A 21,340-nucleotide genomic window follows, 5' to 3' on the forward strand; every position below is an offset into this window, starting at 1 on the left:
TGAACTGCTGCGTATATCTTGGCGGCACGTGCTTTCTCTTTCCGGTTCACTGCAACCCTACGCGGGTCACTGTCCGGAAGATCAAGGGCACCTCAGTCGGCGTCGTTGCAGACGTTGAGGATGCGGGGGTAGTCCGGGTGGTCGGGCAGGTCGGGTGAGGCGCTCTGTGTGGGGATCCGGTCGGCGAGGGCGGTGACGGTCCTGCGGGTGATCGCGAGGTGTTCGAGGTGGGTCTCGGCGCCCCTCAGCCGGCTCTGCAAGTGTGTGATCTGGGTGCGTAGTTCGTCGGCGAGTGCGCGGGCGGCGTCCTCCTGGAGGCCGAGTGCGTCGAACAGGGGCTCGATGTTCACGCTGCCACCGCCTGCGGTTCGCGCCAGGTGGGGGTGTTCGTGCCGGTGAGGCGGCGGGCCATGACGTGGGTCATCGCCCAGTGGACGCGGGAGGCGGAGGAGGCGGGGTGGTGCTCGTAGTCGCGGACCAGGCGCCGGTGCAGTATCAGGATCGCGTGGGTCTGCTCGACCCTCCAGCGCTTGGGCAGCGGGACGAACCCCTTCTGCTGCGGGTTGCGTTCGACGATCTCGACGTCGATGCCCAGGCCGGCGCCGTGCGCCACGACCCGGTTCTTGAAGCCTTGGTCCACCAGCGCCGTGCGGACGGTGCCGCCGGTGTGCTCGGCGACCCGGTCCAGCAGGGCGATGCCTGCGGCGTTGTCGTGGGTGTTCGCGGCGACGACGACCACGGCGATCACCAGGCCGAGGACGTCCACGGCCAGTCCGCGTTTGCGGCCCGACACCCGCTTGGCCGGATCGAGGCCGGTGGTCGCGGTGGGGACCCCGGCGGCGGCGTGGACACTCTGGGTGTCCAGGACCACCAGGGTCGGGTCCTCTAGCGGTGGTTTGTTGGACCGGGGTGTAGAGGTCGATGGGTCTTCCTGTGCCGAGGGCGTTGATCAGGGTCTGGAGTTCGGTGGGCGGGGGCTTGGTCGACCATGCCCGCCAGTAGCGTTGCAGCGTGGTCCAGGGCGCCAACCAGCCGCGGACGGCCCGGATCGCTTGGGGCCAGGAGGCCGTTCGGGGCTGGTGGGACGTGGGAGTTCCCCCTCTCTGGGTGGTGCGGTTCCAACTCCTCGGCGTCCACGGACGGGGGCGGGGCGAACCAGGCGTCCCAGCAGAAGGAGAACGCGCAGTTGACCAGGGTCTGGTGGCGGCGGATGGCGGTGTCGGAGCGGACCTGGAAGTCGGCCCATCCGAGTTCGTCCTCGACCTGCTTGTAGCTCTGCTCGATCCCGGCCGGGTACCAGGTGGACCGTGCGGGCAGGGTGGCCGGATCGGTGGTGGCGACCACCGGGCGGGTGGTGCCGTCGGGACCCCACCAACCCAGTCGCCGTGGGCGGGCCGAGTGGTAGGCCATGCGGCGCAGTTGCGGCCACTCCGTACTCCCGGTGAGGGGCCGGCGTCCCACCAGGGAGCGCGTCCCAGATCGAGGTGAGGTGCCACGAAGGTTCCGGACAGGTACCCAATAGGGTTGTCCTGTAAGGAATCGAGGAAAGCAGCACATGGCACGCCCCAGCTCGTACACGCCCGAGTTCCGCGAGGAAGCGGTTCAACTGGCGCTGAAGTCCGCCCGTCGGCCGGTCGCGCAGACCGCGCGAGAACTCGATGTGCATCCGGAGACGCTTCGCACCTGCCGAGCTACGTGTCAGGGCCGAGGACCCCCGGCGTTGGTTCGCCGGATCCGTGCGACGCCCGCGTCCAGATCGATACCGGTACGCTGCGGCGCCCCGTCCTGATCGTCCTCACGCAACACCAGCTCGACCCTTCGCTGTTCGAGCTGGACGCGCTTGCCGGGCGAGAGCAACGCGTGCATCTCCTCGGTACCCGTGGCCCGAAACGCGCGCGATCGGGATGATGCGCCGTCCCCCGGGCCTCGTCCTGGCTTCATCCGCCAATAGAGCCGCATTCCCACGGCGAGGAACAGCGGCGACACCAGCAGGCCCGACACGATCACAGTCACCAGACTCCACATGTGGCGTCAACGATCGAGCACCGGCGGAAGTTGCCGCGACTCCCGCTCGATGGTGGCCCGGGCGGGCGTACCGTTCCCGGTCCGTTCATGTTGATCTCGGGACTGGTGTCGGCGTCGGGCCGCAGCCACGGCGAGACGTCGACGGCGAGTACCAGGGCCTGTCCGAAGCCCGGGGCCACGGCAGACGAGCCGACGCCCTTCGTAATCGTTCCGTATCCATCCGACCGTGGTTGATCGCGGCGTAGAGCGTCCCGTGTCCGCGCCGGTGCTCTCGGTGAACAACTCCTGCGCCCGTTCGGGGTCGCCAGGTCGGGCATGCAGCTCCCGGTGAGCATGAGGATCTTCGGGCGCGTGATCCAGTACGCCCAGGGCGGGTCGTCCTCGCCGGGCCCGTCGCCGACGAGGTCGGCGGCGCGGTTGAGTTCGCGATAGCACGTGGTGGCGTCGCCGGTCTTGGACAGGGCGCGGGCGCGGCGGGTGGCGAGCATGGTGTCGATGGCCCGGGGTGCAGTTCCCGCGCACCGCGGTCTGGGCGGTGCGCACGAGGTTGCCGGCGTCGCGGGGGTGCCCGGTGCTGTAGGCCTGGAGGGCCATGAACGCGAGGGTGTCGGCGCCCAGTTACCGGCGGCACACGCCTGCTCCCGGGATGACGAAGCCGAACTCCGGTACGCGCGCCCGCACCATCACGCGGACGCGCACCGCACCGTGTGAAGCCGCACGCACCGCATCGTGCACCGCACCGCCTCGCGACGCAGGTGCGACGCGGTGCGGTGCACCCGAGCGGGTTCGAAGCGGGCGGTGCGCTGCACGCTCCACCGAACCAGCAACCACACCGGCCGGTCTCGGATCCGCCGCTGAGCCGAACACCCGACCGGAGCACGCGAATCACCCCCGAACGCGAACACCACGCTCGGCCAACGGCCCCAGCCCCACCCGGCCGCAATCCCCGAATTCATGTCCATCACATGTCGAGTGTGGAGAGTGCGTTGAGTCGTTCGGGTGGGTATGCGGCCCGTCGTTGTCGTGCATTGGCGATGGGCGACCCCGAGCGTGACCCCGTGTGTCTCGCCGTCGTGTTCGATGGTTTCGACGTGTTTGCGCGGGACGGTCGGCGTGGTGCCGCGGGCGGGACGGCGCGTGGAAGTGGGTGTGGGGTTCCGGAGCGCCCGCCATCCTTCGCACGGGAGGCCGTCGGGATCGGCGTGACGTCGTTCCCGTCGCGGGCCGGCGCCGGGGCCGAAGGCGCCTTCAGGCCTACGGGGTTCCTTCGGGGCCAGTCGCGATGCAGATCGAGGGCACCTGCCGGGCCTCGGGCTCGTCCTGGTAGACAGCGCCCGCCGGGCCGGTCGGAGCGCGACGCCACCAGGCGCACGTAGCCCTCGTCCGCGACCAGGAGCGCGGCAGCAGAGTGCAATTGACGGATCCGGGCGGTTGCCCGGTCAGACTCGTTCGGGTACCGCGTCTCCTGCCTCCGCAGGCCACGGCCGCACGTACAACACGCCCGAGGCGGTGGGCAGGTCGGCGCCTGGCGGCAGGTGTGCCGGCAGCCGCCGCTGCAGTTCCTGTCCGGGGCCAGGCGAAGGCGCAACCGTGTCGGGCCTCCCGACGCGATGGCCTCGCGCAGCTCGTCGGGGTTGATCAGCCCCTCGACCACGCACGTCTCCGCGCAGGGCCCAGGGGGAGTTGCCATCCCTCGAAGTCGTACGCGAACGCCTGCCGGACCACCGCGACCTGGAACCGCCCCGGCGCGGTCAATCGCTCCAGGGCTCCCGCGGCCGGGTGCAGACCCTTGATCGTCAGGACGTCCCCGTCCCCCACCGTCACGGCTTCGCCGTCGAGCAGACGCAGGGCGTCCCGGACGTTGCGGACATCGAGACCGGTCATCCGTGCCGGGACGGGAAACGACGCCGCGGTGTGTTCCTGGACGGCGTGCAGGGTCTCCACGGCGCTCGCCCACACGCGGTAGTCGTCGTCCTGGAGGTCGTCGGTGAGCACGACGTTGAGGAGCCCCGCGTTTTCCGGACGGGTTGATTGCTGTTGTTCTATGCCACGAGGTTCAATTCCCGCTCTGGGTGCAGGACTTCGTGGGGTGTGCGATAGCCGAGTCCGGAGTGGAGGCGTCGGCGGTTGTAGAAGCCCTCGATGTATCGAACGACTTCACCCCGTGCTTTCGCGTGCGTGGTGAAGACGTAGCGGTGGAGCCATTCGTTCTTCAAAGCCCCGAAGAATGACTCCGCCATGGCATTGTCCCAACAAACACCGGTGCGGCCGACGGACTGCCTCATCCCGTGACCGGCGACCGACTTCGCGAACTCTTCGGACGTGTAATTGCTGCCGCGATCGGAATGAAAAACTGCATCCGGCTCGATGCTTATCCGCTCCGCGGCCATGTCCAGCGCCGACGATATCAGGGACGTCCTGAAGTGATCCGCCATGGCCCAACCCACGACCGCCTTGCTGTGACAGTCGATGACCGTGGCCAGGTAGAGAAAGCCTTCCCAGGTGGGGATGTACGTGATGTCACCGACGAGTTTGGCGCCGACCCGGTCGGCGCCGAAGTCGCGCGCGACCAGGTCCGGGATCCGCGGGTGGGACCCGTCGCCGAGTGTGGTCACCGGGCGCCACGGGCGTGGTTGGCAGGCCACCAGGCCGAGTTCGCGCATCAGGGCCCGCACCGACTCGGGCGAGACGGCCTCGCCCGACCGTGCCAGGACGGCGTGGATCCGGCGATATCCGTAGGTCTCGTGGTTCGCCGTGAAGATCTCGTGGATCATCGCTTTGAGGCGTGTTCGTCGATCGGCGGTCTCGGAGGCCGGGCGACCACGCCATTCGTAGAATCCGGATCGGGAGACTCCCAACCCTCGGCACATGTCGGCGATCCGAAATTCGGCCTTCTCCGCCTCGACGAGCGCGTATCGTGCGCTCACTCCTGCTCGCGCGCGAAGAAGGCCGCCGCTTTTTTCAGGAAGGCGTTCTCCTCTCGGAGTTTCCTCAGTTCGCGTTCCATCTGCCGCTCGCGGTCCGATTTCGGGCTGTCGTCGGATTCGGCGTTGCCCTCGAGGGAGAGGCGATATTGCTTCACCCAGCCCCTGAGCGTCGTTTCGTTGACCCCGAGCTCGGTGGCGACACGCGCGATCGGGCGCGGGCCCTCGATCACCAGGCGGACCGCCTCGTCCCTGAACTTCTGCGGATATCTGGGTGGCACGTTCTCTCTCATTTCCGAATCTCGACAACCCTACGCGGGTCACTGTCCGGAAGAAATAGAGCACCTCACGTCGAGAAAGCGGGTGTGCCCGTCGACCGGTGTCGAATTGGGCGAAACGCTGCCGGCGGCCCGGTCGGGTGAGCACACTGGTTCGCAGCGGCTCGACGGTTGGGGGAACCGACATGGCTGGTGTGCTGTACGGGTTGGTGGTCCTGGTGCTCGGTGGCGCGGCCTTCGGCGCTTGGGTGCTGAGCCGCACGCATCGGCGGGTCCGGGCTGAGGACCAGCGCTGGCGGCAGACGGACGCGGTCGCCGTCGGTCTGCGGACACTCGACGAGGTCGATGCGATGACCGGCGCGCAGTTCGAGGAACTGGTCGCCGGGCTGTGCCGCCGGGACGGGTTCACCGAGGTACGCCGGGTCGGCGGCGCCGGCGACAACGGAGCGGACGTGCTGTGCCGCTTCCCCGACGGCCGCACAGCGGTGATCCAGTGCAAGCGCTACACCACCAAGAGCCGGATCCCCCCGCGAGAGATGCGTGATCTGTTGGGCTCGAAGGCGCACTTCGGGGCCGACGTCGCGGTCTTCGTGACCACCACCGGGTTCACCAAACAGTCGACCGAGTTCGCTGTCGCCAACGGCATCCTGGCCATCCACCGCGACTTCTTCGGCCTGTGGAACAAGGGCACCCCGCTCGAATCGATCGCCGGCCTCAACGGCTTTGGCCAGGGCCCCACCCGCAAACCCCGCCCCAAGCCCCCGACCACGCGCTGACGCCCACCGTTGACGCCTCGAGCGGTGGGCCGCCTCCGTCGACGAGGAATTGATGGTGCCGGCGCACCGGGAGAGCGACGCCATGAAAGCCGTCGGCCAAGTCGACCCGGGTTCCCTGATGTCGAAGGCGAACCGGATCCCGGTCATCGCGGACGCAGGCTTCAAACTCCGATCGGCGGAGTTCGGAAGGTGGTGTTGGTCAGCTCGAGACGCCCGGCCGACAGGACGACGCCGATGGCCGGCAAGTCACGCGGCCCCGGTTTTGGTCGGCCGCGCCTTGCGGCGGGTTCCCGTGCGACCGCCTTCTCGGCCGATTCGCTCACGTCGTCGGATTTCGGGCGGTATGACAGAGCGGGTGCGTTGGACGACGATCGGGGAGGGGCGGGGTGGAAGGTGTGCGCGCGGTTGTGTTCGTGCTGCTGGGCGGTGTGGCCTTCGTGGTGTGGAGGCGGAGCAGGTATCCCGGGGGGTGGGCTTTCGCTTTCGGCGCGCGTCATGCGGGCGATCGGGAGGATCTGGCCAGGGCGCGGCGGGAGTTGCGTGGGGTGGAGAAGAAGTCCGGCAAGCTGGAGGCGGCCGCACGGGAGCGAGTCGATGCGGAGAGCGCCGAGTACGACCGACGGGTGGACGCGCTGAAGCGGGCGGTCGAGGATCTCCGCGATCCGGGCTTGGGCGTGCGGCTGACGGGGCGGGTCGGTGAACTTGCCCTGTACGAGCACGCGGTGGTCTCGTCGGACGCGGGGACGATTCCGCTCGCCGGCCTTCAGGCCCGTTTCGAGTCCGGCCGGCAGACCCATTCGATCTACCTGACTCGGCCCGATGGCAGGGTGTACCGGGCGAAGTATCCCCATCGTCCCGTGCCGACGGCGGACGAGGCGGAGAGCGTGCAGTTCTTCGAGGAGGACCGGGTACGGGACTTCGCGGTGGAGATCCAGAATGCCGTGGCGGACGAGAACGATTTCCGATCCCACCTGCCCGCCTGGCTCGAACAGAGACGGGAAGAGCTGGCCGAGGCTCGGCAGGACACCGCTTCCCTGGACGCGGCCCGTCGGCATCTGTCCCAGGTTCTCGCCCTTCAGAGCAGCGACCCCCGCCGGAAGGCGGCCCTCGTCGAACTGAGCGGAGCATGTGACCGGTGGCAGGAACTCACGGGTCACCGACCGTCGGAGTAGCAGGCTCCCGCCCCGGGCCCGGCCGGAGCAGGACGGACATGCCTCCGGAACCACGTGATTCACCTGCAGGAGCTCCGGGACGTGGGCAGCGCGGTCGTGCGCCTGCGCGCCGAGGCACACCGCGAGATCACCGGTGAGTGACTCGCCCCGGAACCGGTATACGGCGCCCGCGCGTTGCGGACGAACAGGGCCCGCCATGGAAGCGTTCGAGGGCAGAGCAGTCGCTCACGCGAGAAGCCCGGCGGCGCGGCGTGAGCCGTCGGGCTTGGGCGCCCCGTCCGAACGCCGTATGGGCGCCGCACCGTGCACCGGCCGACCGGGCATGAACGCAGAGGCGGCGAGCGGGACCGAGGCATCCGGTTTCGTCGAAGATCGCGAGGTCGGCCCGTGACGGCCCTGACCGCCGTCCGGCTGGTGGCGGTCTTCGTTCGGGAGGGTGTGCGTCGGAGGTGGCGGGTGTTCGCCGCGGGTGGGTCAGCTCGTCCAGGTTTTGAGTTGGGTGGCGACCTCGCGGACCGGGAGGCCTTCGCGTGCCGCGTGGGCCAAGGGGAGGACGGTGTCCAGGCCCGGGCTCACCGGGAGGCCGCACGCGGCGAGGTAGGCCGCGGTGACGGTGGCCGCGAACAGCAGGTTCCTCGTCTCGAGGCTCGGGTTCCGGGCGAGTTCGCACATCAGCGCGGCGGCTTTGTGGTGGGGCTCGGGGTAGACCTCGTGGTCGAGGATCTCCGCGCGGTGTCGTGCGTCGGCCGCGATCGGCACGCCGTAGTCGACGACCTGGGGGTCCCCGGGGATCTGCTGGGCGACCGCCAGGATCCAGGCGAGGTCGATCCGCAGGTTCACGCGGCGTCCCGCGGCGCGGTCCGCGCCGACTCCGCCGGGAGACCCGGATAGCGATCGTCGCCGAACTCCGTCTCGAACCGGTCGGCGTACGCGGCCAGGAAGGTCGCTGCGCCGGCCATGAACGCGGCTCGTGACTCGTTCACGTCCTGCTCGATCAGATCGGCCACGTATCCCTGCAGGCTCAGGCCACGGCGCTTGGCCCGCTCCTCGGCGGCGGCCTTGACGGCCTCGTCCAGCCGGATGTTCGTTTGCTTACTCATGCCCACCACCATAGCTATCTTTTGATACCAGTGACTAGCAGAGCCATCGCGATGCCATGCGCGAGGCTGCCCCGCGTCCACGAAGACCACCGGGTAGACCGGGTCGAGCGGGCGGATGCGCCACTCGTTCATTCCGCCCAACACCTGGTCGGTGATGGTGGAGACGGTCTCCTTCGAGGTGGAGATGTCGTAGACCTCGGCCAGGTGCGCGACGATCTCGCCGCCGGTGAGACCCTTCGCGGTCAACCAGATCACCATGTCGTCCAACGCCCTGGTCCGACGGGCGTGGACGGGGACCAGACCCGGACGGAACATCCCCGCCCGATCCCGCGGGATGTCACGGGTGATCGGTCCGACCTCGGTGTTCACCGTCTTGCGGCGGGTGCCGTTGCGGGCGTTCCCGCCCCGACGGACGCTCGCCCCGCTCGCCCGGGGCCTGCTCGTCGGCGAGATGCTCGTCCATCTCCGCGTGGAGCGCGTCCTCCATCAGGTGCTTCACGAGTGCCTGCAACAGGCCGCCTTCGCCGAGCAGGCGCACCCCGCCGGCCCTGGCCCGCTCGGCCGCCTTCTCCGCGAGCTCGGCCACCGCGGCCGTCAACGTAGTGTCCACGCCCTGCCCGGTCGCCGGTCCGGCGGCTCCGAATCGGCCCCCACCACACTCGACCCGGTCGTCGTAATCGCCACGTCCGTCTTCGCATACTCCCTTTGCTCAGGGTGTACACCGAGTCCTTGATAGTCCCGAGGAGGCGCCGACGACGCCGATCGGAGCTTCGGCCGGGCACGATCGGACGAGCCCGGCGAGACGAGGAGCCGGGCGCCGAGCGTATTCGCCCGGTTTTGGTCGGTTCGGGTGACGGGGCGGCCGAGGTTGTGCCGTGCCGGTGGCGAGTTCACGCCATCGGGGACTGTGTCGGTACCGCGTCGGGCACGGTGGGACCGGAGAGGGTGATCGATCGTGGCTACGGCCGGCGGCCGTGTCGTGCTCGTGGTCTTCGAAGAAGGTCCTCTCGCCGGTGCCGGTGCCGGTGCCGGTGCCGGTGCCCGTGCCCGTGTTCGTGACGGGACGGGTGCGGGAGGTCCATTCGCGGCGACCGTTCGGATGATTTCGGGTGCGGATCGTCCCATTTTTCCGACCGGTTGGATGATTCTGGGCTCGGTGGTCCCGGTGTCGGGGCAGACCGCTCGACGAGGGAAAGGGGAAGCCGGGTGGCATCGGATCGGGGCAGGCGCCGGATGGCCCTGGCGGCTGCGGTTGTGGTGACGGCGTCGCTGTCACTCCTGCCGGGCGGCCCGGTGCAGGCGCAACCGCCCGCGCCCACACGAGTGTCGGCGCTGTCGGTGTGTGCGGACGAGCCCCGGGACGCGGTGGCGCAGGTGTGTGCGGATCCGGCGGAGAACATGTACGGCGCCTTCCTCACGTTCGTGTACCGACCGGTGGCGTACGGCCCGGGTTCGGATCCGGCGGGGGAGGCGTACAACAGCACCCGCATGTTCACCGCAGACGACCTCGGCCGCTCGTTCGAGATGGGCCTGCGCGCCCGCAACGACCCGGGCGGCACCCGCTATCAGCCGTTCTGGGCCAACCACGGCGAGAACTACGAGTTCCACGCGATCGGCCCCGAACACAATGTCGCGGACAACCGCTTCCACAGCTGGATGGCCGTCCCCACCTGCTCGGGCTGCGCCGCCTGGCGCGTGCATTACGACTTCAATCCGGTGGGGGAGACGTCCGGGCAGGGCGCGCCGTTCGCCCGGCACACCGTCACCGGCTGGGACCTGCCCGCCGAATACGCACAAAGCTCGTTCCCACAGACGCAGGACCGGACCCGCTACCTCAACGGCAACGGCCAGTTCCTGCGCCACCCCACCACACACCTCAGCGTCCGCGCCCCGGCCGGGAACTGCGAACCCGGCGCCGACCCCGCCTACTGCTTCCGCTTCACCACGACACTGAACACCACCGGCGACCAACTGGTGTCCTGGGACGTGGCCAAGGACGTCGTCACCCCCGCCCCACGCACCACCACCCGCAGCCCGAACCCCGCACAGCCCGCCACCGGTTCGCCCGCGCCCGCGGTCGCGACGCTCAACGGCGTCGACCAACGCGCCCTGCACGCCTGCGCGAACACCGAACCCGACACCTGCCTCGACCGCGTCCCGGGCCTGCGTGCCTGCATCGACGCCGGCCTGTCCTGCAACGCCACCCCCGAAGCCACGACCGACGAAGCCACCCGATCCGACCGCGCGATCGACACCACCGACCAAGCCTTGGCCGCCACCGCCCGGCTGCGCACGGGCACGGACCCCGACGCCCGTGCCCACGCCGCGATCCTCCCACCGGGCACGACCGAGGGCCCGGGCGCAGCGGGGCAGCGCCCCGTGTGGGTGGTGACTTCCCCGACGGGGCGCATGCGCGCGTTCACCGGTGACCGACGCGAACACACCGGGTACCGCCTCACTTTCGACGCCCGCACCGGCGCCCTCGCCCACGCCTGCCTCGGCACGGGCTGTGCCCCATGACCCAAACCGCACCCACCTCACTCCGCGTCCACGACCGCGATTCCCGGAGGTCACGCGTGACACCACCCCGCCCGCGGCCGCGCCACCGTGCGCTGCGCCGCGTCCTGATCCCGGTGGTCGCGGCCCTGCTCACCCTGGCCGCAGCCCCCGCCGACACCACGCCCTCCGCCGGCGCGGGCCCGGCCGGGATCGGGCCGGCGGCGCGGGCGGCTCTGGCGGCGGACCTGCGCCAGGAGTGTGCGCTGCATCCCGCCGAGGCGGCGTCGGCGACGGGGTGGGTGAGGAGCAGGTTCGAGGTGTGTGTGCATCGGCGGCGGGAGGTGGTGTTGGCGACGAAGGACCGGCCGCCGAAGCGGCTGGGCACGATGTGGTTCGACGAGTGGCAACTCGGCTTCGCCTACGACGGCGACCGACGGGTGGACTTCGTCTCCAGCCTGGAGAACATCGAGGCCTCGACCGTGCCCGGGCAGGATGCCCGCACGTGGCCGATCCGCGTGAGCTACAGCGCCACCGTCTCCGACGGCGGCGGCGCAGACATCGTCCGCCCCGCCGACCAGGACCGCACCGACCTGTGGGGCGCGTGGGACGCCCGCCCGCAGACCGTCCTGACCTACACCTCGCCCGACGGCGCGGTCACCACACCCTTCAAGAAACTGTTCGCCACGATGCTGGTGCGGTTCGAGGTCACCGGCCCACCCGGCGCCGACCCCTACGTCGACGAACGCAGCGCCGCGTTCCGGGTGCGGTTCGACTCCGCCGGGCGCGTCGCCGGCAAGACCCGCGGCACCGTCTTCCCCGACCACAAACCCACGTTCGCGGTGAGCCTGGGCAACCCGGACGAGGACGAGAGCGCCCGCCACATCGACGACGCCCTGCGCCACCCCGTCAAGACGTTCCCCCCGACCGTCGGCAAGAACGTCCCCGCCGAACTCCACCGCCTGATCGACCCCGCCCTCCAGGAACAGAACCGCGCGGCATCCGGGAAGGTGTGCACCGAGGTGTGGGGCGACTGGGCCGGGCAACGCCTGGACTGCGACGAGTACCCGTTCGCCGCGACCAAGGAGGGCGCCTCGCTCAGCGGCGGGCACTTCTCCGCCCGCCTGATCGACCGCGACGACAACCAACGCGTGGGCAGCCGCCTGGGCAGCACCTTCTACGGCGAACACCGCATGCTCGACGGCGACGCCTTCCTCGTCACCGTCGTCCCCTGACGGGAACTCAATCGTGCACGAAGGCTCAGGTCCTTCCAGGGACTGTGCTCGCGCGGTCGAGCCCCGGCTCCGCCGGCCGTCATCCCTGCTCGCGAACGACGAGATGTTCGGTGGGCGTTGGCGCCATCCGGCGCTCGATCCCGCATCGATGTTCGAAAAAGGGCGTGAGGACCGAGTCCGCCTTGGATGCGCCGATTTCGGCGAAAAACCGAAACCACCGCCCTGAAAGGTGCGTTTGGGAGCTACTGGTTGCGTCGAGGCGGGCATCGCGGAGGCGGCTGGATGAAGTACACGGTGAACGACAAGCGGTTGGCCCTGTTGAAGCGCGCCGCCGAGGCGAGCGGAACCTTCGTGTCGACGCCGAACGAGTCGAACGTGGTGTGGGCGCTGGAGGAGCGCGGGCTGGGCAAGAGCGATTACGCGTCCGGTGGCAAGGCCGTGGTCGTCACGCCGGACGGTCGGTATTTCCTCAAGCACGGCAGACATCCGGTGGTTCGAACCCGCAAGGCGCTGGGACAGTCGAAGACCGCCGTCGCCGACTCACGCGGGCGGCCCGATGTCGTTCCCGTCCGCGTCTCGAGACACCTGGTCGAGCGTGCGCTGACAATCGCGCACGCCGTGATCACCGAAGCCGAACGGCGAGGCCACGAAGTCGTCGCCGAGAGCGACCTCGTCCGAGGAGAGACGAAACATCGCGTCGTGATTCGCGTCGGCACGCACGGCTACTCCTGGAAGTTCTCGGAGCGCACCACGCAAGAACCCCCGCGAACCCACGCCCCAGGAACTCCGCAAGCACAAGAAGCAACCATGGCTGCGCATCCCGAAGTACGACGACGTCCCGGACGGGAGGCTGATGATCGAGGCCATGGACCGTGCCGGATACCGAGCCATCTCCCGCTATTCCGATGCCAAGCACTGGACGCTGGAATCCCGACTCGGGCACTTCCTTATCGTGGGTCCGCACCAGGCGGACGGTAGGTCTTTCGCGTGCGGCCGGAGTTCCGATCCGGCCCGAACTCCACGCCCAAGCCCTGATGCGTCAGGCACCGGTCCCGCCACCAACCACGTCGCCCGCTGCCTGGTCGAGGCGGAGGACTTGGCCGACGCCGTCAGCGCGGCGAGTCGGCCGGCGTGAACAGGTCCGGGCGGACCCGCCACGGCAACAGCCATCTCAAACGGATCCTGGGCGTCGCCGCCATGGCCGCGATCAGGGCCAAGGAGTCCTACCTCGCGGTGCTCTACCGCCGCATCGCCGCCCGCCGCGGCAGCCAACGCGCGCTGGTGGCCGCAATGCACAAGCTCGTCACAGCCGTCTGGCACGTCCTGCACGAAGGGTTCCCTACCGGGACCCGGCGCCGGCCGCTTCACCCGACGCAACCCCGAACGCGCAATCCGCCGCATGACCCGCGAAGCCAACAGCCTCGGACTCACCGTCCGCTTCGACCTCATCGAGACAGCCTGACCTGCGGCGACACTTCATTTTCGTGTCAGCGGTCGAGTCGTCGCGGGGTGCCGAGCGGCCAGGCTCCCTCAGCCACATCCACGGCAGCCTCATCACAGCCACACCCGCCACCCCCGGCAGACAGAACCCTACGAATGGCTCCATCAACCCGTGAAAGAAGGTAGGGCCTCATCAACGCGCCGAAGTCCGTGTCCACGATGTTCGCCGCGACGTGGTCGGGCTGCGCGGGCGCGGTGTGCACGTCGCCCGCGACGACCGGACCGAGGCCCGCAGGGCCCTGGATGGCATCACCGTGCGGCTCCTGCAGGTCGGTGGGCGGTCCCTCGGCGGGGGCGCCGCCCCGGTGTTGTTCACCATGGGGCGATCATCCCCTCCCGCCACGGGCACCCGACCCTGAACGGCCACATCACGGCGTTGAACAGCCGCCGCAGGTCAGGGGCCGGACCGCGCTCGCCCACCGACAGGAACGGCTCGACCGGAATCCGACAGATCACCACGCGCCCCCGACAACTACCGGACCCAGCCGCCCGCCATCGGAGAATCCCCCGAGAATCGTGGGGCAAGTCCCTCGGTTGTTGCCGGGTGGTGGCGGATAGCTTGCGGGGCCCGCCAAATGCCTTTTCTGTACCGGAGGTTCCGCCATGCCGCAGCCGTACCGTCGTCCCCCGCAGCCCCGCTCCGGCACCGAAACGGCTGCGGGAGTGCTCGGTTTCACGTACGGGCTGATCATCGGCGGCGCCGGGGCGGCCGGGATGCTGTGGGGGATCAGCGACTTCGGCGAGATGGGATGGCTCGCCCTGCTCTGCCCGTTCGTCGTCGCGCTCGGCGTGGCCATGTTGCGCAACGGATGGTGGCTGCTGAAGGGCGACGGGGACGGCGGCCGCCTGGCCCAGCTCCTCTTTGTACCCGCCGGCCTGTCCGGCGTTGCGATCGGGAGCATCGTCGCCCAAGCCGACCTGTCCACCGACTCCATCCAGAAGCAACTGACAGGCTTCATCGCCGCCTTCGTGCTCGCGGTGATAGGCATCGTTGTGGCCTCCCGCGCCTGACCCCCGAAGACGTGCCGCCGACTTTCCCTTGCGCCGCCGTCCACCCGGCACGCTCGCCGCCTCGCCGGTGCACCCATCTCCTGCCGAAGCTCGTCGACCCCCGCCGCCGAGGCCCCCGGCCGGATTTCGCGCCCGCCGAGCCCCGAGACGCTGTCCACACCGACGACTGCGGCGGGCCCGATGTCGGCGTCGACGCTGCGGTGCTGTTCGCCCCCGGAACTGGCGCCGCAGGCCTGGTCGCGGTCGAATTGGTGTCCCGGTTGAATGCCGTCGGTGCTCCTCGAGGCGCCCGCGGTTAGCGGGGTCCACCGGGATGGGACGCCCCGAACGGCCCTTCGATCCGGTGGGTGGTCCGGTGATCGCTCTCGCGCGGGAGCTTCGGCGCCTGCGCGAGAGCGCCGGACTGACCTACCGTCAGATGGGCGAGAAGTCACAACGCTTCAACGCGAGTTCGTTCTCGCGGGCCGCGAGCGGACAAGGGCTTTCCGAGCCGTTGGTCACGGAGTTCGTGCGCGTTTGCGGCGGTAGCCACAAGCGCGGAGCGGACCTGCTCCGGCGCGCACGCAGGCATCGCCACCTCGCGAACCATCCACGCTCCGCGAACACGCGGCCGGACACCGTGCACCCGTTGAACGTGCACGACGCACACGACCTGTTGCTCGCGCTGCACACGATCAGACTGTCCGCCGGGCAGCCGTCGCTGCGTGTGCTCTCCCGCCGGATCGGCACCTCCGGCACGACCACCGTCTCCCCCAGCACGCTGGGCGAGTTGTTCCAGGGCATGCGGTTCCCCACCAAGAAGGTCGTCCAAGCCCTTGCGGCGGCGTGCGGGGCGAGACTCTCGGACCTACCGGCCTGGGGCGAGGCGTGGGCCAACGCGAAGGAAGCCCGCGAGAACCCGAACCGACGGGGTTACCGGAGGCCCCGCCCCCGGCACTCCCACCCACCTGTTCGATCAACGCGTCCCGTCGTTCCGGCGGTCTCGGATTCGCCGACCGGCGAGATGCTCCGGGCCCTGGCAGCGCGCAGGGCCGAGAAGGTGATGCGCGATCAGGGATTCATCCCGCAGGCGCCCTACCCCGGAGCGGAGCACGGCTGGGAGAGTGCCTGCGCACACTGCGGCACAGTGTGTCCTCCGTCTACAAGACGTTATCGAGTCGGGTGCCACCTGCCCGCAGTGCGACCCCGATGAACGCTCCGGCAGGAGCTCCCGTCCGACTCGGGAGGAAGTGCTCGGGGGCTTCGAACGCCGAAGGTCCGACCGACAGCGAACCGAATGGCCTCCGTCTCCCGTCCTCCGCTCGGGCCTTGCTCCGGAGCTCCCGACCGACCCGTTGGAGGTCGAGATCCGGGTGTGGACGTTGCTGATCGGCCTGCGCCATGGGACCGACCATGCGGCCGCGGCGACGGCGTCCCCATGCTGTTCGCTGTGCGCCGATCGGACGGTTACACCGGGTCCGACCTGCGACGGGTGACCGTTTCCGGCGGTCGAGCCCCCACGCGCCGTCGTGCGCCACTGCCGGCACCGCGAGGTGGGCGCGCATGGTGCGTACCCGGATCGGTGGCGAGTTCGTGGATCTGCCCGGGACGATCGGGAGTATCCGCCCGTCGTTGCCGGAGGACCGGTGTGTGGCGTTCGACGCGGCCCCGTTGATGGAGGTGCCGTTGATCGCGGCCCGGTGGAGGCTGCCGCAGGGAGGCGGTCGACGAGGGCGAGGCCCTGATCGAACGACTCCGGCGCGGTTGACTTCCCCGGGTTCGCCGAGATGGACGAGAGCGCGGGTTCCACCGCCGTGGGTTACCGGGTGCAGTTCGCCACCGAGGCGCGGGTCGCGGTCGCCTCGTTACGGCCGGACGTGCGGGCCCGGTCCGACCGGAAGATCGGCGGGATCGGCGACGCCCCCTGCGGGCGCGGCTCGTCGGCGATCCGGAGCGGGACTACCGCCAGGCCCTCGTCGGCGGCTGCATCACGATCTTCTACGCCTCGACCGAGGTGAAGGTCCTCTCCGCCACCCGCGTCCAGGTGCCGCCGTAGACCTGATAGGCATGTCGGTCCTCCGTGTTGGTACCAGAAGAGCCGCCCGTCGAAAATCGCGAGAAGTTCTCGTGTGGCTTTGGGACCCGGGTCAACTGACTGCGGACAACGGCGGGGCGTGTTCGACTCGAGGCGGGGGTTGGACGTACAGCGGCACGGTGATGTCGGGGGTGTCGCCCCGCCGCACAGCCTCGATCGCCACGTGTTCGTAGTCCTCGAAGGCGACGGAACCCGCGCCTCGTTGGTCGATGCGTTGGCGTCGTTCAGCCTCGACCAGGTCTTCAACATCATCTGTAGGGCGACGAAGGACTCCGCCGCGTGCTACCAGCGCGGCGGCGTGGTCAAGCGCCAGTTGTGGGCTTCCGCTCCGTGTGCCTGCCGTCGCGCCTCACGAAGCGGAGTTCGGTCGGTTCCGGGCGAAGAGAGGACTGGTTCGGTCGTTCGGTGTGCGATCGGTATGTGAACAGGTGCGACCGGAAGCCGGATTCGACAATTGCTTGAATACCCTCTGCATTCGGGCTGGTGAAACGAGAACGTGTTGCCGATTGTGTGATCGGCCGAAGATTTTGCGTGACCGTCTTGGACAGACGGAGCTTCCCGAACGAAGTACCGAGCAAGGGCACTCGTGCCCGGTGGCGCCTCACGCGCATGCCGCCGAGTGCCGGGGCCGATCGGACCAGGAAAGGGCAGCGGGGCCGGGTTGATCACGATCATGGGGTGGTCGTCGCGGTGGTCCCCGCGCACGGTGGTGAGCAGGAACGAGCGGAACGTATGGGAGCACAGGCGCGCGGACGAGATCTGGATGAAGGCGGGTTCGGTCCACTGGGCGGGCGCGCATCGCTGGTGGTGCAGGCTCGCGAGTACATGGATGCCGTGGTCCTGGAGTTGTACGGCCGACCGTAGCTCCCCGAGTTCCCACCACCGGGCCGGCCGGAACGCCGGGCGGGGGAAGGTCCGGCGGTTCGAGCGTTCCTGCAGGACGCGTTTGGCCCGGTCGGCGCGGGCCTGCGGGTCGGGCACGGCGGCGAGCCGCACCGCCAGGTCGCGGATGCGGTCGGTGTTCGCGTCGGTCCACTCGCGTTCCGCGCGGCCTGGGCGCGTTCGTCGCGGGCGTGGACGCGGTCGAGCTGCGTGTCGGCGTGTCCGGAGGCGTCGTTGCGGAGCGAGAGGTAGCGGCGCTCGGCGGCCTGGAGCTGCTTGACCACGAGCAGCGCGGCGAGCAGGTCCGTCTTGCTCGCCTCGCGGGTCTGCCCGAGGTAGGCGGCCGCCGCCGCCAGGTCGTCGAGTCGGCTGGCGTCGGCGATCCGCCACGGCGGATCGTCGTCCCCGTCGTGCGCGAACTCGTCGACGGCGGACAGGTGGTACCAGGCGTACCGCCGGTCGGTCTCCTCGCGCGGTCGCTCGGGTTCGGTGGCCGCCACGGCGTGCTTCCCTTGCGTCGTTTGCCCAGGCGCTGAAGGACAAGGGCGTCTCCGTCCCCGAGATCGCCAAGAAGCTCACCATCAAGACCGGCAAGAACGCCGGACGGCACCCCTCGGTCGACTCGCTGTACCGGGCCCTCGCCGACGCAGAACCGGGGTAGGGCGGCCGGCGCCCGGCCGGCTACTGCGTCACCGTGCTGAGCGGGTGGTCGTGCGAGGTGGGGCAGGTGTAGATCTGCATCCCGTAGCTGCGGCCGATTTCGACCATCGTCGGCATGTGCGGGTACCGGTTATCGACCTGGGTCTCGTCGGCGTCTTCCAGCGGGCGCCAGCTGTCGTTGCCGTCCCATTCGTCGCTGGCGACGTAGAGGAAGGGCTGCATGACGGCGTCGCACACGCCGCAGATCTCCGGCGAGGGGTCGCGGAAACTCCACGGCCCCCAGCCGCCGAGCTTCCAGCCCGTCGCGACACCGAGCTCGTACTGGTAGACGATGCCCGCGGCGTCCTCCCACACACCGACCCGGCTGCGGAGGTCGCGGGGAAGTTCGTGCGGCGCCGGGTACTCGCGGACCTGCTCGGGGTGGACGACGCACGGCTCTGGGACGTAGTCGTCGTGCTCAACGAGGAACGGCGCTGGCGGGTCGGTCAGCACGGCGATCACGTCGCCGGCGCGCCGCCAGTGCAACTGGACGCCCGGCAACGCCTCGTCGCCGTGTTCGAACGGGCACCACAGCACTTGGAGCAGGTCGCACCCATCGGGGCCGTTCAACCCCGGGGTGTCGCGCGCGAACAACTGGACGATGGGCAGGAGCGGAACAGCCGGGTCGACCCGGTCGGACGGATGGCCGGCGCGGATGCGGTCGATCTCGGCCTGCTCGTCGACGGTGAACTGGGGCCGGGCCCAAGCGTCGCTGAGGATCCGTCGATAACGGCGCACATCGTCCAGGGACTGCAGGGTGCGCTGGTACGAGGAGGTGTGGTCATCGGGGCACACCGGCCACGGCTCGTCCGCCGGCCACAGCAGCGGCCCCGCCACCGAACTCTCCTGCACCGTCGGGGTACCCGGCCGAGGATGCAAGCGCGTCGTCGTGCGAGCGAGCGGCGTCAGTTCCGGGAAGACAGCCGTGATGTCGAGCGGGCGCGGCGGCGTGCTGCGGGGCATGGACGGGCTCCAGTTGCGTATCGGGAGCACACATCGAACCAGGTGGCACCGACGATGAGATCCAAGGGTCGGCCACCCACTACCGGCAACCGTTGAACGCACGCTGTAGAGCACTCGAAGCTACTGGTGAGTTACTTGTCGGCTGGTGTGCCCGTCGTTAACGGCACCCCGAGATCCCCGTGAGTTCAGTGAGACTGAAGGTTCTTCAGCGGGAACCCAAGGGTTGATCGGTGCCATTGTCGGGGTTGGGCCCGTGGGTTCGTGGTGACACGCGGGTTCGGATTCGAGGGGCTGCTCGCGGATCTGGCGGGCTGCGGCCGCATAGCGGATCGCGGTTTTCTCGTCCAGGCCGAAAACCTCGGCGAGGTGGAGCGGGTCGGGTCCGTGTGTGAGGGCTTCTTCGAGTTGCCGGTCGACGCGGAGGCGTTCCAGGGTCGCGGTCTGGCCTCGAAGGGCGTTGGTGATCCAGACGCCGCTGATCGGGCCGTGCTCCATGGCGGTGTGCTGGCTGACGATCAAGTGCGGGTTGGCGGTGTTGGGCCAGCGCCGGCGTCGGTGGTCGAGCCAGTCCAGGATCATCTGGCGAGTGAAGTCGTCGAGCGGCCGGGCGCGTCCGGACAGGGTGAGAACCCGGTCGCCGAGGTCGACGTCGTCGAGCCGGAGTTCGCGGATGGCTTTCGGGCGGGCCGCGGGGACGGCGGCCAGGGCGACGGCGAGCCGTGCGGCCGGGGTGGTGGCCGCGTGCACCGCCTCGTCGATCTGGCAGGGATCGAGGGGCAGGATGGCGCGGTAGTCGTGGCGGCCGACGCGGATCCGCGCGGTGGGGTTGCGGAAGATGGCGCCGTTCTTGCGGCAGTGCCGGAACAGGGAGCGCAGGACGCTCAGGGTGTGGTGCCGTTTCGAGCCGGTCAGTTCGTCGCGGACGGCGAGGATGTCGTCGCGGGTGACCTCGCGCAGGTGGTCGAAGCGAGTTGCCCAGTCGAGGAGGACAGGGCGGATTTCGTTGAGGTAGCTCACCGCGGTCTCGTGTCGGCGGGGCTGGCTGCGCGGTCCGCCGTCGCGGAGGGTCCGCAGCCAGTGCTCGACGTTGCGGCGGATGCCGCCGGGCAGGCCGTCGAGCTTGCGGGCGAGCCAGGAATCGAAGACCGGGACGCGATCGTCGTCGAGGAGTCCGAGGTCGTCGAGGATCTCCACGGTGCGTTTGGTGTTCAGGCCGAAGTGCCTTAGCTAGTGTGGGGTCAGTGCCTCGGCGATGCGCTCGCGTGTGTGTCGTGCGGCGGGGCTGGGGGTGCGGGTGAGTTCGGTGTCGAGTTCGGCGAGGCGGTCGCGTACGCGTGCGGAGTCGACGTCGCCCATGAGGACCAGGGCTCGTTCGGTGGCCTGGTCGGCTCCTTCGAGGTCGGCTGCCGCGACGTTCGCGCGGGCGAGGGCGACCTGGTCGAAGGCGCGGGAGCGTACGCGTGTCCCGGGGCGTGTGGCCGAGGCGGTGGTGATCAGTTCGACGGCGCGTGGGGCGTGGGATCGGTCGTGCCGGGCGGCGATGAGGTGACACACGCCGATGGTGACGCCGTATTCGGCCTCGTCGAACCATTGGACGAACGGCGGGTCGTCGTCGCAACCGGCGGCGGCGAGGGAGTCGACGACGCTCCCTGCGGCGCGGTCGAATCCGCGCAGGTCGCCGGTGATGGCCAGGCAGCGTGCCTGGAGTGCCGACAGCACGGCGCGCAGGCGCCCGCCGGGCAGGCGGCGGGTTCCGTATTGGGCGAGTTGGACGAGTTCGGGGGCGTCGTCCACGCGGTCCAGGTGGGACGCCTGGCGGGCCATGCAGTTGAGCAGGTGCGCGCCGATGGCGGCGTCCCGGGTGTGGGAGGCGGCACGCAGTCCGAGCATGAAGTACTGCTGTGATTCCGCGTGCCGGCCGACGTCGTGGATCATCCAGCCCGCGACCGAGGCGAGGTCGGCGACGGCGGAGAACAGTGCGCGTTCCACCCGTGTGTCGCGGTGGTCGATCTGCAACAGTGCGGCGGTGGACATCAGTTGGGCGACCACCGCGTGCCGGGACAGGCCTCCGCCGTGTGCGTTGTCCCAGGTGCGGAACGCCTCCGTCGTCGCCCTGATGCTCGCGATGTCCGACATGCCCGCGCGTCCCGGGCGCGGCGGGGCGGGCCGCTCCCCGGGGGTGGGGTCCAGCCACGGTCGCACGGA

17 protein-coding genes and 4 pseudogenes are annotated in these 21,340 nt (G+C 69.7%); 8 read left to right on the forward strand and 13 right to left on the reverse strand.

Going from position 1 to position 21,340, the window contains the following annotated elements:
• Positions 1 to 92: 92 nt before the first annotated feature.
• From ACZ4FV_RS44675 to ACZ4FV_RS44685, 3 genes and pseudogenes are all read right to left on the reverse strand, one after another.
• Positions 93 to 350 carry a hypothetical protein gene (locus ACZ4FV_RS44675; RefSeq protein WP_465326605.1) on the reverse strand — a complete coding sequence of 86 codons (258 nt, stop codon included), beginning with the start codon at positions 348 to 350 and terminating at the stop codon, positions 93 to 95.
• Positions 347 to 892, reverse strand: a pseudogene (locus tag ACZ4FV_RS44680) (transposase); the annotation flags it as partial. The pseudogene ACZ4FV_RS44680 and the gene ACZ4FV_RS44675, both read right to left, overlap by 4 nt.
• Positions 886 to 1,395: pseudogene (locus tag ACZ4FV_RS44685) on the reverse strand (IS701 family transposase); the annotation flags it as partial. The pseudogenes ACZ4FV_RS44685 and ACZ4FV_RS44680, both read right to left, overlap by 7 nt.
• 160 nt (positions 1,396 to 1,555) lie before the next feature.
• On the opposite strand from ACZ4FV_RS44685, the gene ACZ4FV_RS44690 reads away from it, so the two are divergent.
• On the forward strand, positions 1,556 to 1,789 hold the full coding sequence (locus ACZ4FV_RS44690; protein ID WP_465326607.1) for a transposase: 234 nt from the start codon (positions 1,556 to 1,558) through the stop codon (positions 1,787 to 1,789).
• On the opposite strand, the gene ACZ4FV_RS44695 is transcribed toward ACZ4FV_RS44690, so the two are convergent.
• From ACZ4FV_RS44695 to ACZ4FV_RS44710, 4 genes and pseudogenes are all read right to left on the reverse strand, one after another.
• Positions 1,699 to 2,013: a DUF6191 domain-containing protein gene (locus ACZ4FV_RS44695; RefSeq protein ID WP_465326609.1), complete on the reverse strand. Its 315-nt coding sequence runs from the start codon at positions 2,011 to 2,013 to the stop codon at positions 1,699 to 1,701. The two genes, ACZ4FV_RS44690 and ACZ4FV_RS44695, sit on opposite strands and share 91 nt — an antisense overlap.
• Positions 2,014 to 2,120: 107 nt before the next feature.
• Positions 2,121 to 2,296: pseudogene (locus ACZ4FV_RS44700) on the reverse strand (transposase); the annotation flags it as partial.
• A 1,367-nt stretch (positions 2,297 to 3,663) separates the two neighbouring features.
• Positions 3,664 to 4,020, reverse strand: a complete 357-nt coding sequence (locus ACZ4FV_RS44705) for a hypothetical protein (RefSeq protein WP_465326611.1) — start codon at positions 4,018 to 4,020, stop codon at positions 3,664 to 3,666.
• 47 nt (positions 4,021 to 4,067) lie between these two features.
• A protein-coding gene (locus ACZ4FV_RS44710; RefSeq protein ID WP_465326614.1) for an IS3 family transposase occupies positions 4,068 to 5,242 on the reverse strand; the annotation gives its coding sequence in 2 pieces (ribosomal slippage) (positions 4,068 to 4,978 and positions 4,978 to 5,242; 1,176 coding nt in all).
• Between the two features lie 170 nt (positions 5,243 to 5,412).
• Here ACZ4FV_RS44710 and ACZ4FV_RS44715 point away from each other — a divergent pair.
• Both ACZ4FV_RS44715 and ACZ4FV_RS44720 read left to right on the forward strand, forming a co-directional pair.
• A complete protein-coding gene (locus ACZ4FV_RS44715; RefSeq protein ID WP_465326616.1) occupies positions 5,413 to 6,003 on the forward strand; it encodes a restriction endonuclease in 591 nt (196 codons plus the stop codon).
• A 395-nt stretch (positions 6,004 to 6,398) separates the two neighbouring features.
• Entirely contained in the window at positions 6,399 to 7,175 is a 777-nt protein-coding gene (locus ACZ4FV_RS44720; protein WP_465326618.1) for a hypothetical protein, read from the forward strand.
• A gap of 474 nt (positions 7,176 to 7,649) precedes the next feature.
• On the opposite strand, the gene ACZ4FV_RS44725 is transcribed toward ACZ4FV_RS44720, so the two are convergent.
• Entirely contained in the window at positions 7,650 to 8,015 is a 366-nt protein-coding gene (locus ACZ4FV_RS44725) for a hypothetical protein (protein ID WP_465326620.1), read from the reverse strand.
• A 290-nt stretch (positions 8,016 to 8,305) separates the two neighbouring features.
• A pseudogene (locus ACZ4FV_RS44730) lies at positions 8,306 to 8,873 on the reverse strand (transposase); the annotation flags it as partial.
• Positions 8,874 to 9,481: 608 nt separating this feature from the next.
• Between ACZ4FV_RS44730 and ACZ4FV_RS44735 the strand changes: the two are divergent.
• From ACZ4FV_RS44735 to ACZ4FV_RS44755, 5 genes are all read left to right on the forward strand, one after another.
• Entirely contained in the window at positions 9,482 to 10,795 is a 1,314-nt protein-coding gene (locus ACZ4FV_RS44735; protein ID WP_465326622.1) for a hypothetical protein, read from the forward strand.
• 56 nt (positions 10,796 to 10,851) lie between these two features.
• Entirely contained in the window at positions 10,852 to 12,006 is a 1,155-nt protein-coding gene (locus ACZ4FV_RS44740) for a NucA/NucB deoxyribonuclease domain-containing protein (RefSeq protein WP_465326624.1), read from the forward strand.
• A 282-nt stretch (positions 12,007 to 12,288) separates the two neighbouring features.
• The gene (locus ACZ4FV_RS44745; RefSeq protein ID WP_465326626.1) at positions 12,289 to 12,984 is read left to right on the forward strand and encodes a hypothetical protein; all 696 of its coding nucleotides are present in this window, start codon (positions 12,289 to 12,291) and stop codon (positions 12,982 to 12,984) included.
• A 1,125-nt stretch (positions 12,985 to 14,109) separates the two neighbouring features.
• Positions 14,110 to 14,517: a hypothetical protein gene (locus ACZ4FV_RS44750; protein ID WP_465326628.1), complete on the forward strand. Its 408-nt coding sequence runs from the start codon at positions 14,110 to 14,112 to the stop codon at positions 14,515 to 14,517.
• A 355-nt stretch (positions 14,518 to 14,872) separates the two neighbouring features.
• Positions 14,873 to 15,709 (forward strand): helix-turn-helix transcriptional regulator, encoded by an 837-nt coding sequence (locus ACZ4FV_RS44755; protein WP_465326629.1) that lies wholly within the window; start codon positions 14,873 to 14,875, stop codon positions 15,707 to 15,709.
• A 1,553-nt stretch (positions 15,710 to 17,262) separates the two neighbouring features.
• Here the strand turns inward: ACZ4FV_RS44755 and ACZ4FV_RS44760 are convergent.
• From ACZ4FV_RS44760 to ACZ4FV_RS44775, 4 genes are all read right to left on the reverse strand, one after another.
• Positions 17,263 to 17,973 (reverse strand): hypothetical protein, encoded by a 711-nt coding sequence (locus ACZ4FV_RS44760; protein ID WP_465326632.1) that lies wholly within the window; start codon positions 17,971 to 17,973, stop codon positions 17,263 to 17,265.
• A gap of 181 nt (positions 17,974 to 18,154) precedes the next feature.
• Positions 18,155 to 19,135 carry a hypothetical protein gene (locus tag ACZ4FV_RS44765; protein WP_465326634.1) on the reverse strand — a complete coding sequence of 327 codons (981 nt, stop codon included), beginning with the start codon at positions 19,133 to 19,135 and terminating at the stop codon, positions 18,155 to 18,157.
• 120 nt (positions 19,136 to 19,255) lie between these two features.
• Positions 19,256 to 20,329 carry a hypothetical protein gene (locus ACZ4FV_RS44770; RefSeq protein WP_465326635.1) on the reverse strand — a complete coding sequence of 358 codons (1,074 nt, stop codon included), beginning with the start codon at positions 20,327 to 20,329 and terminating at the stop codon, positions 19,256 to 19,258.
• 33 nt (positions 20,330 to 20,362) lie between these two features.
• Positions 20,363 to 21,271: a transcriptional regulator gene (locus tag ACZ4FV_RS44775; protein ID WP_465326637.1), complete on the reverse strand. Its 909-nt coding sequence runs from the start codon at positions 21,269 to 21,271 to the stop codon at positions 20,363 to 20,365.
• Positions 21,272 to 21,340: the final 69 nt, after the last annotated feature.

The sequence above is a fragment of the Embleya sp. NPDC025285 genome, assembly GCF_055558835.1.

What these genes read in the sequence shown, in the direction of transcription:
- ACZ4FV_RS44715 (WP_465326616.1), top strand. Translation starts at nt 5,413, where the DNA reads ATGGCTGGTGTGCTGTACGGGTTGGTGGTCCTGGTGCTCGGTGGCGCG.
- ACZ4FV_RS44765 (WP_465326634.1), bottom strand. Translation starts at nt 19,135, where the DNA reads ATGCCCCGCAGCACGCCGCCGCGCCCGCTCGACATCACGGCTGTCTTC.
- ACZ4FV_RS44745 (WP_465326626.1), top strand. Translation starts at nt 12,289, where the DNA reads ATGAAGTACACGGTGAACGACAAGCGGTTGGCCCTGTTGAAGCGCGCC.
- ACZ4FV_RS44775 (WP_465326637.1), bottom strand. Translation starts at nt 21,271, where the DNA reads ATGTCGGACATCGCGAGCATCAGGGCGACGACGGAGGCGTTCCGCACC.
- ACZ4FV_RS44690 (WP_465326607.1), top strand. Translation starts at nt 1,556, where the DNA reads ATGGCACGCCCCAGCTCGTACACGCCCGAGTTCCGCGAGGAAGCGGTT.
- ACZ4FV_RS44750 (WP_465326628.1), top strand. Translation starts at nt 14,110, where the DNA reads ATGCCGCAGCCGTACCGTCGTCCCCCGCAGCCCCGCTCCGGCACCGAA.